Origin of the sequence: Pseudobutyrivibrio sp. YE44 (assembly GCF_900104335.1) — a bacterium.
GTDB lineage: Bacteria > Bacillota > Clostridia > Lachnospirales > Lachnospiraceae > Pseudobutyrivibrio.
In genome coordinates, this window is sequence record NZ_FMXT01000004.1 from 127,268 (window position 1) to 142,976 (window position 15,709).

At 39.0% G+C, this 15,709-nt stretch carries 11 protein-coding genes; all 11 read right to left on the reverse strand.

Annotated features, from left to right (window positions below; genetic code table 11):
* Positions 1-53: 53 nt before the first annotated feature.
* Entirely contained in the window at positions 54-2,267 is a 2,214-nt protein-coding gene (locus BLR54_RS08375; protein WP_090419479.1) for a coiled-coil domain-containing protein, read from the reverse strand.
* A 144-nt stretch (positions 2,268-2,411) separates the two neighbouring features.
* Entirely contained in the window at positions 2,412-3,665 is a 1,254-nt protein-coding gene (srtB, locus tag BLR54_RS08380; protein WP_143008413.1) for a class B sortase, read from the reverse strand.
* Positions 3,666-3,768: 103 nt separating this feature from the next.
* A complete protein-coding gene (locus tag BLR54_RS08385) occupies positions 3,769-4,779 on the reverse strand; it encodes a hypothetical protein (protein ID WP_090419486.1) in 1,011 nt (336 codons plus the stop codon).
* A gap of 1 nt (position 4,780) precedes the next feature.
* Positions 4,781-5,605 (reverse strand): hypothetical protein, encoded by an 825-nt coding sequence (locus tag BLR54_RS08390; protein WP_090419488.1) that lies wholly within the window; start codon positions 5,603-5,605, stop codon positions 4,781-4,783.
* Positions 5,606-5,621: 16 nt separating this feature from the next.
* Positions 5,622-6,317, reverse strand: a complete 696-nt coding sequence (locus tag BLR54_RS08395) for a hypothetical protein (protein WP_090419491.1) — start codon at positions 6,315-6,317, stop codon at positions 5,622-5,624.
* A gap of 15 nt (positions 6,318-6,332) precedes the next feature.
* Positions 6,333-6,830: a hypothetical protein gene (locus BLR54_RS08400; RefSeq protein ID WP_090419494.1), complete on the reverse strand. Its 498-nt coding sequence runs from the start codon at positions 6,828-6,830 to the stop codon at positions 6,333-6,335.
* 6 nt (positions 6,831-6,836) lie between these two features.
* Positions 6,837-7,901 (reverse strand): DUF5979 domain-containing protein, encoded by a 1,065-nt coding sequence (locus tag BLR54_RS08405; protein ID WP_090419496.1) that lies wholly within the window; start codon positions 7,899-7,901, stop codon positions 6,837-6,839.
* A gap of 211 nt (positions 7,902-8,112) precedes the next feature.
* Entirely contained in the window at positions 8,113-9,537 is a 1,425-nt protein-coding gene (locus BLR54_RS08410) for a SpaA isopeptide-forming pilin-related protein (RefSeq protein ID WP_090419499.1), read from the reverse strand.
* A 14-nt stretch (positions 9,538-9,551) separates the two neighbouring features.
* Positions 9,552-13,430 carry a vWA domain-containing protein gene (locus tag BLR54_RS08415; RefSeq protein ID WP_143008414.1) on the reverse strand — a complete coding sequence of 1,293 codons (3,879 nt, stop codon included), beginning with the start codon at positions 13,428-13,430 and terminating at the stop codon, positions 9,552-9,554.
* A gap of 299 nt (positions 13,431-13,729) precedes the next feature.
* Positions 13,730-14,872 (reverse strand): hypothetical protein, encoded by a 1,143-nt coding sequence (locus BLR54_RS08420; RefSeq protein ID WP_090419506.1) that lies wholly within the window; start codon positions 14,870-14,872, stop codon positions 13,730-13,732.
* Positions 14,873-15,706: a hypothetical protein gene (locus BLR54_RS08425; protein ID WP_090419509.1), complete on the reverse strand. Its 834-nt coding sequence runs from the start codon at positions 15,704-15,706 to the stop codon at positions 14,873-14,875.
* Positions 15,707-15,709: the final 3 nt, after the last annotated feature.

The window sequence follows — 15,709 nt, forward strand, 5'->3', positions numbered from 1 at the left end:
TATCCCCCAGTTACTATGTTAACTGGGGGAGTTTTTTAGCTTAAATCCTTACACTATCTCCTTGCTTTATTCTCATCATTAGTCTTTTTGCAACCAATGATGGTGGTAAGGCCTCCAATTGTAGGAAGAATTCCAATATGCATTGCTGCTCCTGCCATACCAAGGCCAACAGCTCCTGATTTTGCTACAGCTTCATCTGGAATAGTTGCTAATCCCATATCCTCTGTTGGAAGTTCAGCGTCAATAACATTAAGTGGAACCTGAACATCCTCAATGGAAATCACATCAGAATTAGCTGCTACCTGCTGAACTGACGCTACAGCTGCCGCTGGAGCCTGAGTATCTGCTATAGTAACTGTCTGCTGTGCCACCTGGTTTTCAGCCTGTGCCTCTGTCTGAGTCTGTGCTGCCACAACCGCTGTTCTATAATATCTTTCACTAGAAGCTACTGTATCATCCTGACCGCCCTGACCTGATGCTGCTGCACTTGCCTGAGCAGCCTTAAGCTTAGCTAAAATATTTTCAAGCTGCTGAATCTTTGTGTTGAGATCTGCAACAGTACCTGTGTTTGTCTGTATTGCAGTCTGTAGCTCTTGAATTCTTGCTATAAGAGTTGCTATCTGAGTGTTATATTCCTCAATGCTAGTATTTACTCCATCAAGAAGAGTCTGGTTAGCTGCAATTGCAGTCACTTGTGGAGCGATAGACTCCTGTAAGTTTGTAATTTGAGTATTTAAATCACCAATTGTAGCTGTTAGATTCGCAATTGTAGTATCATAACCAGAAATATCGCTATTAAGTCCATTGATTTCATTTGTAAGAGTATTAATCTTTGTTGAAAGAGCTGCTAAATCTTCTATGTACTGCGCATGTGCACTTAAATCAGCTTGGAAATCAGTACCCTTATAGAAATCATCACCTTTCTTCTCACCGTTTGTGCCATAATCGAAGCCTGCACTTTCATTTCTAAGTGCAACATAATATGTGACATTATTAATCTTAACAGACTTTACTTTTCCTTGGTTTTTAAGAGTTGTAACTGCACTCTTTTCCTCTGCTGTCAAATCTTCCCATTTATAATAAGTAAGAGTATTTTCGTCCTCTGTATAGTACTTATATATAGGAGTCTTTTCTACTACATTGATACCATGCATCAAGGTAAGATTTGCATCGCTTCTATCATTGCTGTTTGCCTTGAAAATAGACTCTCCATTCTCATCAGCTATTACCCAATCATAATACTTCTCCTGAAGAACTCCATTTTTGTCCACATATCGGATACAAAAATGCTTATTCTCATATGACTTGCCCTTAAAGTTTTCTGAGTAACGAATAGCTGATGAATCGCTTGTACCAAAATTAGCTAAGTCATCGGCTGTAACCTGATCATTAACTAACAAGTTGTACTTAATCATGGTAAGAGCCAATGGTCTTGTATAATCTGTATAGAAATCTTCACCAACCTGGCCCTGCAAATATGTAACGCCCTGAGCTAAAAGGTTATCTCTCTCAGCAAGTACTGCTGTAGTCTGTGTTGCTATACTTCCTTCTAAAGCTGCAACTCCAGCCTGATTGTAACCAGAATTATCATATTCCTGCTGCTCTGTTTCCTGAGCTGTCTGAGTGTTCTGAAGCTCTGTCTCCTTGCCCTGTTCTGTTGCTACAGCATCAGCTCTTTCCTGAGTAGCAGTATCAATCTGGCTCTGGTTTGATGCAACTTCACCTTGAAGACTTTCAATCTCTGCAACTTTTGGAGCGATTTGCTGCTGGTATCCAGAGATTGTGCTCTGCAACTGTCCCTGGTCCTCAATAGCCTGACCGAGATTAGTCTGGGCTGCCGCAAGATCAGCCTGGGCCTGCTGTTCCTCTGCTGTATCTGCTGCAATTGTTCCTTCAACAGCAGTCTTTTCAGCCTTAGCCTCTTCAATAGCAGCTGTTGCAGATTCAACAGTGAACGCGTTTTCATCTAGTTCAATATTGGTTTCGGTATTTGTCTGCTGATCAATCTGTGTTTGTTGATCAACCTGAACTTGCTGTTCACCCTGACTCTGACCCACTGCCTGATTCTGCTGTTCTACCTGAGCTTCAGACTGCGAAGTTGCCTCCTGAGTAATTTCAAGTTCCACTGTGCCTGATGACCCAGAAGTTAAAGTTTCTTCTAATTCTTCTGCGAATACTAAATCGGCGCTGCTAAGCACAGAGAGCCCACCAACTGCAGCTCCTGTATAAGCAACGCCTTTTAATAAACCTACAACCTTCTTTGCCATAGACTTACCCTCCAATATATATCCCCATACTTTTATTGTTCTTATTATACTATATATCGGAAGGAATTACAGCAAATTTAGTAGTTTTTCTTGCCAATTTTCAAACGTTCTTGCCACAATAACTTTTTACCCAGATATCATCAATTATTGATTTTCTATTAAAAACCCGTGGACTGTAAAGCGTTTTCCGGAGGTTGAACAAGTGGATAATGTGACAACCTTATCCGAAGAATTAACTTCTGCCTCAATAGTTTTGTAGGATGTATTTTTTAATTTTGTTATGTATTCAGCAAATTCCTCATTGTCCTCATAAGGAACTGTGTAAACCCAGCTGGCAGGATCAGTATCAAAGTAAGAGAAAATCTGAAAACGCATCTTCCCCTCTGGTGTTATAATTTGAAAATATTTATGAGAGTCATAGAAATCCTCTTCTGTCTTGTAAAACTTAAGCTTTCCGAACATAGAAAGATTTCTCATGTTGTGTCCGTAAATAATATCGTGACTATCAGTCCAATCTGGAAGATTATACCCCTCAAGGAAAATACTTCCTGCTGTTGCAGGTTCCTTATCTATTGTGGTACGAAGATAAGTGGAATCATCGCCAGAATATAATATAGGATAGCTTATATCAGTACCCTCTACATAAAGCCAACCAATAACATCTGAATTAATCTGCTTAAGAGCATTAATGTCCACGTCTAGCATATCCTGCCAAGACTCACTTTCGTTTGTGCCAGTCTTTACATAATCCTGATTAAGGGATGCGTAAAGATTTTCTGACTTTTGATAGCCCATATAAATATATAGGAAGCCACCCAAAGAACCAAAAACAATTACCAAACCTAGCGCAAGGATAATTTTAGGATTTATTCTGGATTTGTTTTTTTTTGATGGAGCACTGTCACCTTCTAAAACACCAGAATCTGTCTTCTTTGACTTTTTTTCTTCTATATTAGATAGAAGAATTCCAACCATCAAAATAATTCCAGCCACAATCTTTCCTATTGTTTCAGAAAGCCAGGCTGCAAGATTTCCAAGAATCGGAACATGGTATTCAACCTTTCCTATAACATCCTTGTAAGCAACAGGCATAAAGTCTGCAACATTGTTGGCATCTCCCTTGGTGGAAATAAGCTTTGTGTCTTTTTCTATGGAAATAACTCGATGAGTAACCACACTTGCCCCTGATTGAAAAGCAATAACATCCCCCTCAGCTAATTCCTCAAAAGCTATCCCCTTAACAAAAACAAGAGATCCCACTGATATTTCAGGCTCCATAGAACCAGAAATAACATTATATTCCTCCATGCCTAAAACCCTTGGTATAGCCAAAGGAATACATGCAAGAATAACAATTACAATTATTAAGTTTCCTATAGTTTTTAATATCTTCTCCATATCAATTATTTTACCACAAACAATTTTAGAAGGGACAATCAAGATTAATCTTAATTATCCCTTCTATATTATAAAGCGCCAGCTTTATTTCTTTATTATATTCCTAGTTTTTTCTTTTTTTGTCATGCTCAAGATTGTAAGTTCCAAGTATAGCGATTAATACTATCATCATTCCTAGGATAGAAATAATAATGAGGTATCTGACATAACTGATTTTAGCTGTATTGGCATCAATTCCTTCTGGTGTCTTAGTTTCTGGAATTGTTATGGCTGTATCTCCGTTGGCAGGAACCTGATCATCACCTATCTGTGTGGCACCTGCACCGCCACCAGCTTCAGCCTGGCCACCACCATCGTTACCACCGGCCTGAGCAGCTCTATTATTAACCACGCCGCCTTCATCACCGCCACCAGCGATTTCTGTAGGCTGTCTAGGAATAATCTGGTAAGAATAATCAGATGCTCCAGTAACTGTTGAATACTCTGTATTTGTAGAGGTGTTTGTTATAGTTCCACCTGAACCACCTGTAAGAGCCTTGTACTTGAATACGATAACTTGATCCTTTTCAAGCGCATCTATTCTCTTTTCAGTCTCTATTGGAGCAAAGCCACCATCCTTGTATCCTCTTGCTGAAACTACCACTGCACTTCCTTCAATCCCTTGGTAAACAGCATCTTCCATGAGCTTTGAGCCATCTTCCTTTAAAAACTGAACGGTGTAGTCAACAACTGTTCCAACGCCATAAGCTACAACATAGGTTTCATCCTTATCCCCATTAATTGTAGGGTTAAGATTTTCATCCTTTGTTTCGTCTCCAGATCTCCAGAAACCTTTTACAGCGTATTTTGTGTTTCCATCGTCAAACTCAACCGCTTCCTGAGGATTGAAGCTGATAGTATCATCAGGAGTCAAACCAGTGAAGGTGAGACAATCCCTATCTCCAAGTTCTGGCTTAAAATGTGCGCCCTCTTTTCCTGAACCGCCAATATATATTTTGACAGTATAGGTATAAGGAGCCTCCGCTGCATCAGCATTTAACGCCATAAACACGATTGCTACTGCCATTAAAAACATTGCTAGGATATAACCAAATACTTTTTTTGTTCGTCTCATATTAGGCTACCTCCTCCCGCTGTTTTTTTGAAATAACAAAATACATTGCTATGAAAATAATTCCTATTAATAATCCTGCTGAACAAATCATAAGAGGAATCATTGAATCTCCTGTGTTAGGATTGTTTGGATTATTTCTTACTGAAGACACTGCTAGTGGTGTGCTTGGATCATCAATTGCAACCACCTGTGATCCTCCAGGTACTCTGTAAACAACTCTATTAGTTTCTACATTATTAATAACTGTTGGTGGTTTGTTTCCTGGAAGCTTCTCAGCTGCAAATCTAATTTCAAGAGTTGCTAGCTTATACATATATGAATTATCCTGAGAATTACCATCTAAAGTTATTTCTAAATTAACGATTCCACTACCACCGTTTGCAAGCTGTCCTAAACTAAAGTAGGTGTCTCCCTCATTTTCAAACTGATGAAGGCCTTTGTCATCTCCACCTAACATGTTGCTATCATAAAGAACCTTGCTGCCTTGGGTAAGCTTGAAAGTATAACCGCCACCCTTAGCTTCTGTAGAACTGCTGTTATCAGCACTCTTTTCTTCTAGCGAACTAATGACATCTGTGTTCAAATAGAAATTAGCTGCTGCACCTGAATCGTTAACATATTTTGCTTGGAAAGTAACTGTATCACCAGGCATTATATTTGGTATAGTCTGCTGGTCTGTTGTAAAGTGGTCGAAATTTGAATTAAAATCAGAGCCCTTAAAGGTTGCTGTTGGAATTTCCTCTGCCTGTGCTACTGTGATTTGTCCTGTCAGACCAATTGCTGTCAGCGCCAGAGCAAGGACTAAATTCATTATTCTTTTTTTCATCTCTTGCCCCTTTCTATTACTTTAAAGTAATACTTCCATCACTTTCAGCTGTTGCTGTTGCTTCAACACCCCAAGCTCCATGGATTGCATCTTCAGCGTGATGAGTTTGGACTGCATCTGCCTGAATTGAAATGCTTACCTTCTGTCCGTCATAAACATATTTGTTTATGATTTCTGTTTCTGAGCCTTCCTGAACTACCTTTGTTGCCACCGTATCATTGATGGTGATTCCAGTTAAGAATTCCTTTACTTCTCCACACTCAACTGCATCTTTCAGATAATAGATTTCGCACTCCTTAGATAAAGTGTCATCTTCATATCTAACCCATCCATCAGCTATTGATAGTTCAATTAAATCTGGGTCTAAGTTCTGATCCTTAATACCATCTGCATTGGTCCAGCTCTTTCGAACTATGACTCTCACATATTCCTTATAGCCAGTAGCTTCATCAGAAATGTTAGCTACATTTACTGTAGACTTATAACACTTACCAATCTGTACTGGCCCCTCCTCAGGAAGATTAGGGAAGTAAATCAAATCACCATCCACATCTCCTGTAAGACCTATTTCAAAGGTAGCTGTTGTAAAGTTCACTCTATCGATTTCCGACTGAGTTACGATTGCTGCTCTAGTAGCACCAATGCTACTTGCACCTATAACAAATACTCCTACTGCAAGAATCAGTATAGGATTTTTAAATATTTTCTTCATATTCATTCCCTCCTATCACTGAGATACTGCAGCTGACCAATCTGGGTCAGGTACATCAACTCCGTCTACCGTCTTGTAGATTGCCTTTGTTGCTTCCTGAACAATTATTACGTTGAAGTCTCCAGAGGTTCCAGGTATTGGGGATACCAAGAGCGTCAATGGTGTTTCTGCTGGAGTTGTTTCTCCTGGAGCAATAGCTCCTGCGTAATAGTAATATCCATCACCACCATCACTCCAACCTTCAGTAGTCTGGAAGGTTACGGTACATCTGGTTTCAGGATATATAGCTTTACATCTTACAAAGATATCGTAGCTACCAGTGTTTTTTATAGTGACAAGCTTAGTCATATCAGTGACTTTTTCTTCAATCTCTGGTGTACCATCGCTGATATTTACCAGGAACGCCCCTTCTGCCAAAGCTGTATCGGTAAAGTATGCGATTGTAGGCTTCACTGCAACTATACTTGCTGCTAAAGCAAAGGCGGCCATTGGAATTAACCACTTTCTTCTCATAATTAACTACCTCACATTCTCTGACTCAAAAGGTTTTCTACCGTCGAAATGAACTTCTCCATTTCCATCGTCAATAAATTGATTTTCTGCTGCTATACCACTGCTGATAAGTCCGTCATCGTAGGTATTCTTAAAATCTACTGTTGCTGGTGGTATGACTGGTTCTTCATCACCATCATCTGCAACTATCTCAACATCTGTATATACTGTCTGACTTCCTTCAACTGGCTTGTAGCTTACTCCTGCATATTCTTCGGTAACTGTTACCTTTGCTGTTGCTGGAAGACCTGTGATAAGTCTTGACTCCTGATCTGGTCCTGTGAAATCTATGGTATATACGTTATCTATTATCTGGTCATCAAGCTGACCTTTAACTCTGTATACAAAGCTAACATCACCAAGAGAAATGTTGTAGGATTCTAGTTTCTTCTTTATTAAAAGGCTTCCTGTTCGCTGTTCCTCTGTTCCCTTAAGACTAAATCCTACGTTGTAATTCCACTTATCAGAGGTTCCTGTTGTATCTGTATAATCACTGTTTGGTGCAAGAATTACATATGAGATAAAGTTATAGGAATATCTATTATCCTTTGCCTTTGGAATATATAGATAAAGTCCTGCGCCTCCTGGGATAGTCGCTGTAGCTGATAAAGAACCATTTTCGAAAGCAATTGTTTTATCTGGACTTAACCCCTCTGCTATTTCCTTTGCAGGAGTTACTATTTTTTCAATAATAGTATCAGCATTTGGTGATTTTAATAGCTCTCCTACAGGAATATTTGAAAATCTTGAATCAGGACTTAAGGTTCCTGTTTCCTCCAAGGATGCTATCTTGTACAAATCCACTGTTACTGGATCCATCTCAACAATGGAATCCGCGTTCCATGAGTCTTTATACCTTGATGCAAATACTGAAGTGTCATTGCTATCAATGTTTGCTGTAATTGTCACTGTAGCTGCTGTGTCTACCCTTTCAGCTGCTCTTAAGCTTTGAACTGAAAAACCTCCAAGGGCAAGTACAGCTGCAAGAGCTACTCCTATAATTGTTTTCTTAGATAAATTAGCTTTAATCACTGGCGACTCCCTTCCAAGCCACTAGGCCTTATATCCAAAACATTTACTCTGTATCTACATCCTATAGTAGATTGCACCAATTTTGATGCCCTCTGCTTTGTGATGTAGATGCTTAGTTGTTTAGGTGCGTTTCCTCCTCCCTAGTCTTTAGGGAGGAGGGCACCTTGTTTTCATCACTTCCTACAAAACATATAAGAAGCGTAAGAAGCAATTACTTAGAAGCTTTATTCTTCTTGTTTGCGAAGTATAAACCTGCTGCAACACTCATTAGAAGAACACCAAATCCTGTGAAAGCTGCTGTTCCAGAACCACCAGTGTATGGAAGTGTAATAAGTGTTGTATCTGACATTGTAGCTTTACCAAGCTTGAAATTATCATCTTCTTCATCTGGATCATCTACCCAAGAAATCTTCACATCTGTGTCATTGATTGAGTATCCTTCAGGTGCTTCAACTTCGTGGAACCAGTAGTCCTTTTCTGAATCAAAGCCTTCTGCTGTAGCAATACCATCACTGCCTGTTACGATTGCTGTCGCCTCAGCTTCTTCTAAGGTTCCCCAACCTGAAAGCTTGCCATTGTCAAGAATTGCGTACTTAGCATTCTCGCCCTGTCCATTTGCAATTACAAATTTTGCTCCAGATAATGGTGCAGGATCCTTTCCTTGCTCAGGAATGTCTGTCTTTGTAATCTTAAGTTTTGCTGAATATGATTTAACAACTGAAGTATCATCGTTGTTATTAATCTTTGCCTTATTGTTTACAAGCTTTCCTGTAGCGATTGCTGTATAAGTTACGATAACATCAGCATTTGCAAATTCATTATCTTCTAACAAATATGCTAAATCGATTGTGAGCTTTGTTCCGTCAGCTTCTGGTGCAATGTAAATAACTGCCTCATCACCGATTGAAACCTTTACTTCAACTTTGCCATTGTTATCCCCGCCTTCTACAGTTTTGAACTCTCCACCTGTAAGTTCATCAGTAATCTTAAACTCTGTAGTAGAACCCTTTGGTGAATAAGGAACTTTTGCCTTTACATCGTAGGTAATCTCTTCGCCGTACTCTACGTATGTATCATCCGCTGATTCCTGTGTATTCAATGTCTTACTTACTGTAGTAGGAGTCTTCTTTGCTACTAAAGAAGCAGGCTTAAGACCTTCACTTGGTTTGTCCTTAAAGTTTATATTTGCAATCATAATGTTGTAGGTATATCCTTCCTCAACAGCCTTGATTACATATAAACCAGGAGCAAATCCGCCATCACCACTTGTAAACTTTTCGTCTTCTGAGAAGGACCAGCTATCAAGCTTGTTACCAAATTTTGCAATTGCATTAGACTCTGATTCATCTGCAATAGCTTTGTAGCTCCTAATCTTTGCCTGATCTGTATCACCATCAAAGTCTGCAAATAATGCTCTACTGTCTGCATCTACAAAAGCCCAACCTGTTTCAGTGGTTCTATCCATTTTAACCACCTGTCGAATATAAAGAGTTGCAGCTTCTGTATCACTAACTGTAATAGTTGTAGTTGGTACAGCTGGCTCTGTTGTATCAGACTGTGCGAAAGCTGTCATTGTCAATCCTAGTGTCATTGCCAGGACTAAACCAAAAGTGAAAATCGTTTTTATTTTTTTCATATTGTTCCTCCTCCTTAACGATAGTTTTTACAATACGCTCTTGATTTTCTCTTGTTTCTATAGAACAGATATACTGAAGAAAGCATTAATGCCACTCCAAGTATTGTGGTTCTAAATATTCCATTTCCGCCTGTCTTTGGTAATGAGTATGCCGCAGCCTCATTCTTGAAATAGAATTTGTAGGTTACCTTATTTCTGTCTCTTTCATAATCCATTTCATAGGTTGTTTCAGTTCCCTGTGCATCATAAGCGGTTACTGTTGGCTTGTTATACTCATCAACTTGAATCTTCCAATACTCTCCACTCTTTAGATATCCTAAAGGTGCTTCGGTTTCAGTTAAAATATAGGTCTTTCCTGTCTGGATTATTTCATCTTCCTGTAAATCCCAATCAACAGCGCCATTGTTATTCAACTGGCTTGTACCCATATATGCTAATTCAGAACCTTCTGCCAAATCCTTTAGTAAGAACTGAGCATATCCCAGTCTCATTCCATCCTTTCCAGCTGAATCTGTTTTGTAGATATCCCAAGTGGTTTCTACATGAACCTGAACAACTGGTTTAGGGAAGATTTCTTCTAAAGTTCCACCCTTGTAGGTGTAGGTTACCTTCGACTCTGACTCCACATTTGAGTAGAAGCCTGGCTGACCTTCCGATGTAGGATTATCAGCGAATATGTGATCTGTACCCCTATCACCAACCATACCTTCTGGATATTGATGATTAGCTGCCAGATAATCATCGTAAGCCTTATCACTAGGTTCAACAGTCATCTTAACCTGATAACTATACTGATTCTTCAATTCATAGCCATCTGGGAAAATAAGATGCATTGTCTTCGTATCCGCATCGTATTCAGCCTTCATGTATAGGCTATGGTCCTCTGATAAGTAGTAATATGCTGGTGAAGTCATCCTGCCATCAGCACCAATCTGTCCATGCTCTCTTGGCTCTTCTGAACTTCCCGGAAGTAATACAGGATCATCAGATGCACCGTGGCTAACACTTATCTTGAATACGCTATTCGGCTTAATTTCAACGTATTCACTAAGCTTATCTACCATGGTTACATTGGAAGCATATTCATGTCTGTCAGTCACGGTAACATTTCCAGTTGTTTCTGTACTAATTGTTCCCGCTAAACCTGCGAATAATGTTCCAACCTGATTAGCATTAACATTGACCGCTTCCTTCTTTGCTGCAGTGGCCTTATTTGCAAGTTTTCTTAAGAATACAATTGCATCCTCAGAACTTGATACTCTTCCGTATCGAGACTCCTTTATCTCAAGTGTGGTAAGTCCCATACCAATTACATAAAACTGGGAGCAATTAATACCAGCAGCTGCTGAAAGTGAAGCATCATAAGTAGCTTGGTTTGTATAACTACCACCTCCTGCTACTGAGCCGTCATTGTAATACTGGGTAGGATGTCCATCAGTCAGGAAGATTATTATCTTTTCTGCATCTGAACGTCCACCTGATGTTAATTCTGACTGTGCCAGCTCAAGTCCAGCCTGATAATTGGTACCATCTAACAAATCTCTTGTTATACAAGCCTGAACATCACTTGTATTAATCCAATTTCCTGAAACCAGCTGAGCATTAGTACCAAAGTCTACAACCTTCCACTTGGCATCAACATCACTCTTTTGCTGGAATACACTGACCATATTTCCAACAGCATTAATAACGTAGGTAAGATTTGAACCTTTCATGGAATTTGATTTATCAATTGCAAGTACAATATCTACCTTCTTCTTTTGGTTAACGTCGTAGGTTTCTTCTTCGTTAACTGTAGAAATAATCTGCTCCTCAGGTCCTGTAAATCTTACTGATAGTTCGTATTCATCCTTGTCTTCTATGTAATTTATGTACTTAAACTTATCTGCATCCTTTATAGGAATAATGTTTGTAGTTGCATAACAGTTTTTGAATTTTAAACTAGGAATGTTAGATTCTGATAAATCTACTGTTACACTTCTAGGTGTAAGCTCACCTGCTACAATAACTGCCTTTTCTGTTCCAGACTCGTAAATCTTAGTGATAAAATCATTGATACTATAGGTTCCTGTTATAGAAGTCTGGGTAACTGTATAAGTTCCATCTGATAAGTTGTGTAACTTAACAGTTTCACCAGGTGCTATATTAAGCTTGCCATCTGCATCAGTTTTTAGATTTGTTGCATTGTTCTTATCACTTTCGTATGCCTGATTAGCAAGTGGTGAACCATCCTCTAAGGTTATCTGATATTCATAAGTTGTTGTGGTATCTGCAGCAGCAGAACCTGTAACAATGTTATTAATAATCAACCTTGTGTCAGCCTTATAGAACATATCAATATTTGCCAATATACTTGTTGATGAGCTTGAAGTTGTATATGTAGCAACACTTTGACTATTGTTATATAAGGTGACGGTGTAAACGTCGCTGGAATAGCTATGGCTACCCTTTGTCTTCTTAATCGTAACCTTTGTTACCAGCTTTTGCTCTTCGCCAACTTGACACTTAGCTTCAACAAAGGTATATCCATCAATAGGATTCTCAGCAACGAATTCAGCTAACTCATGTGTCACTGTAGTGTTATATTCATTTGGAGGATTAAGTGTTCTCTCATTATCTCCAGGCACCAACTCTGTGCTGTTTTGTAGTTTGTTTACGAGATTGATTTTTACACTTCTATCTTGCTCTTCCACCCAAGTGATTACATATGTTGAAAAACTATCACTTGTGAACTCTGCTGATGTTACAGCATTGTTATCGTTTTTGGTGATTTCGGCTTTTCCAGCTTCTGTCAACTCTTCAACCTGATCTGTTTTCTCGTTGAAATGCTGAATTAAAACTCCTTGGTTTGCATCCTCCTTTTTGTCTCTTGCTGCCTCTGGAATAACTTCCTCTTTGTACTCAAGTGAAACAGTAACGTCACCATCTGGCTCTACCTCGTTTCCTGTTTCTATATCTTGGAAGAATATATCGTAGGCTAAGAAGCCTTTAATATCATATTCTCCTTCTCTAGCTCCCTCTGAAAGTGTTGCTGCAACCTCTTCATAGGCTGCTCTTGTATTTTCGTTCTCCTCTTTGATAGGTGTAACCTTTAAATCCGCATTTTCTGGTATTGCACCTCTAACTGTTACTCTAACCTGTTCATCCTCGAATACTAATTGAGGTTCTGGAAGTCTGTGCCATCCGCACTTTACACAAACACCATTGTCATCATATTCACAGGTTTCTATGAACTCAGGTAAATCACATTTTGAACAGGTAACTGTATGTGTGCCATCCTTGTTTGGAGTATAGATAAATTCGTGCTCACATTCCGGCTTTTCCTCTATCAGCTTTCCTTCTTCATCGAATTGACCTTCAAGGGATTCCTTAAGGATTGCTGTAAGCTCACCAGTTTCTTCATCAAGTACATATTCATAAATCTCTCTGACGGTTGTCCCATCTTCCTGAGTGATTATCTTGTAGTACTTATCTCCAGCAACAGGATTTTCTATTTCTCCTTCTGGAAGAATCACTGCCTGGTCTCCATCCGATTCTCCTGAACCATCACCAATGCCATCAGCGTTATCTGCACCAGCTTCTGGTGTGAGGATATCAATTATTTGATCTACCAGCTTTTCAACTATATTCTGTTCTTCTACAGCATCCTCATTTGGAGGATCCTCTGTTCCGACTTCCTCAGGAGGTGACTCTGCTGGAAGTTCAGCTGGGGCCTCTCCCGAAGCAGGAGCCTCACAAGAAGCTTCCTCTGTAGTCTCAGCTGCCTCCTCCACTGATGGAGTATCAACTGGTTCTACCTCCAATTCTGCATATGCTGAAGCAGACATTGATAAATATAATGCTGCTATAATGCTTAATGAGATTATTCTTCGGAATATAGTTTTTCTTTTCATATAATTCTTCCTCACAATACGAAACCACATAATCAACTACTAAAGTTTTTCGTTATGTCATGTAACTGTGTTATATGAAATAACTATTGTGAGGATAGGTTACCACCTGAATTTTGAAATTTCTACAGTTTGGCAAGAATTATCTGAATATTGGCAAGAACGTCTTTGAATTGTTTTTCAATTTGTGAAGGTATTGTGAAATAATATACCTAGTAATTACTTAGACATGGATTTTAAAAATGGGTACAAAAATAGCAGGTGATTGCTCACCTGCTAGATTTCTTTAAATTTGCTTGAATTTACTTCAATGTTTTTCTCTTCTTAAGGGCGATAAACCCAGTAATTCCAAGGACTAATACTGCTGCAACTGCAATTACAGCTGATACCATTGACCTTCCAGTATAAATGTCAACTGGATTTACAGCCTTAGCAACGATATCATCATCAATCTCAATAATATCTGGTGTATCCTGAATATCTTTTGCTTTTACTTTTGGATCAGCATCTGCTGCTGCAACATTTCCATTCTTACCATTGCCAACATTAGCATTTCCATTCTGGTCACTTGTTGCCTGACCATTTTCATTAGCTGCTGCGTCACCCGCTGTTGTACTATCACTTGAAACTGTTGTTACAGTGTTCTCACCAACTACTCTATAAGAATACTCAGTATCACCAACGATTGTACCTCTGTCGATAACTTCAACAGTGTGCTTTGTATTTGAGCTATTATCGGCCTTTGTGTAATAGAATGTGAATTCAAAAGGCTTCTCTGTACCATCTACCATTTCTGGAGCCTTTAAGCTCTTAGTGTGATAGTTGTATGTATTTGGCTGATAGCCTGGAATATTTTTGTATGGAACATAAAGCTCCTCACCAGCTGCTGCATAGCATGTTATAGACTTGATTGTATCTGTGCCATTTCCTTCTGGATCTACAAGGGCATTACCATTCTCATCAACATAATTAACAATGTAAGGTACAACCTCACCTACACCATAGGCTACAACATAAGTCTCATCATAGGTTACATTAAAAGATGATGCATGAAGAACTGTGTCCATACCTGCAGTTCTAACACCCTTTACATAATACTTCTGGAACTGAACCTGATTTCCATTATCATCCTGCTTTGTAGCTGGAGTAATAGAAACCATTTGAGATGGATTCATTGTAACCTTTGAATTATATGGAAGATTACTAATTTCAAGCTCTATAGGCTTGTTGTTTTCATCGTACTTTGTAAAAGCTACCTTTGCTCCCGCTGGAACCTGTAAGCCTAAATCACTGTTAAGAGATGCATTTTCATCTCCAGAACCTCCAAGAACCACACGGATTCTGTAGGTATAATCTGCCTTTGCTGTAACAGGATTTGCAAATAATAATCCTACAACAAATATTAAAGAGAAAAGGCAACCAAAAAGCTTTTTAATATTTCTCATTTAGGCAACCTCCTCTTTATTTTCTCTAGTGAGCTTGAAATACCAAAGAATAAGCATCAAGCCAAAGGCAAGGGTTATACCACAGAAAACTATAGGAAGAATCGAATCGCCAGTACGAGGATTTCCACCCTGCTGTGGAACTGCACTCTCGTCTAACTTAACGATAGTTTGACCACCTGGGATTTCATAAACAACCTTTTTATTTTCTGTATTTACCTTTTCAATTACTTCATGTGTGCTGTCATCCTTAGGCACATCCTGAACTGCAAATTGTACACTAAGCTCTGCAAGCTTTCTCATGTAAGAATTATCCTGAGTATTACCATCAAGATTAATCTCTATAACCACCTTGCTATCCTGGCCCTTTGAAAGACGACCAACATAAACATAGGCCTTATCATTATCAACCTGATTTAAGCCCTGAGAAACAACACTGTCACCACCAACAATATCGCTGTCATAAATAGTGGTTTCTGTGCCAGTGGCACCATATTTTACAGAATAAGTATATGCTCCACCCTTTGCACTTGCTTCACTTCCCTCAAGAGCATTGTTTTCAAGGGAGCTAAGCACATCTGCACAAAGATAAAAATCAGAAGTAACATCTGAACTGTTCTTGTAGGTAACAACATATTTTATTGTATCTCCAGGCATAGCGCTTTCAATCTTTGATTTAGTTGCATCCTTACCCTTGGTTTCAAAATTCTTTCCACCAAGATAATCTACAGTCCACTCGAGAGACTCTGTAGCTGCGATGGAAACAATTGAATTACCAAATATTGTTGCCACTGTAAGAGTAAGGGCAAATACCATATTTAAATAAAACTTTTTCATATT

Coding starts and splice junctions, on each gene's coding strand:
- BLR54_RS08375 (WP_090419479.1), bottom strand. CDS start 2,267: ATGGCAAAGAAGGTTGTAGGTTTATTAAAAGGCGTTGCTTATACAGGA.
- srtB (WP_143008413.1), bottom strand. CDS start 3,665: ATGGAGAAGATATTAAAAACTATAGGAAACTTAATAATTGTAATTGTT.
- BLR54_RS08385 (WP_090419486.1), bottom strand. CDS start 4,779: ATGAGACGAACAAAAAAAGTATTTGGTTATATCCTAGCAATGTTTTTA.
- BLR54_RS08390 (WP_090419488.1), bottom strand. CDS start 5,605: ATGAAAAAAAGAATAATGAATTTAGTCCTTGCTCTGGCGCTGACAGCA.
- BLR54_RS08395 (WP_090419491.1), bottom strand. CDS start 6,317: ATGAAGAAAATATTTAAAAATCCTATACTGATTCTTGCAGTAGGAGTA.
- BLR54_RS08400 (WP_090419494.1), bottom strand. CDS start 6,830: ATGAGAAGAAAGTGGTTAATTCCAATGGCCGCCTTTGCTTTAGCAGCA.
- BLR54_RS08410 (WP_090419499.1), bottom strand. CDS start 9,537: ATGAAAAAAATAAAAACGATTTTCACTTTTGGTTTAGTCCTGGCAATG.
- BLR54_RS08415 (WP_143008414.1), bottom strand. CDS start 13,430: ATGAAAAGAAAAACTATATTCCGAAGAATAATCTCATTAAGCATTATA.
- BLR54_RS08420 (WP_090419506.1), bottom strand. CDS start 14,872: ATGAGAAATATTAAAAAGCTTTTTGGTTGCCTTTTCTCTTTAATATTT.
- BLR54_RS08425 (WP_090419509.1), bottom strand. CDS start 15,706: ATGAAAAAGTTTTATTTAAATATGGTATTTGCCCTTACTCTTACAGTG.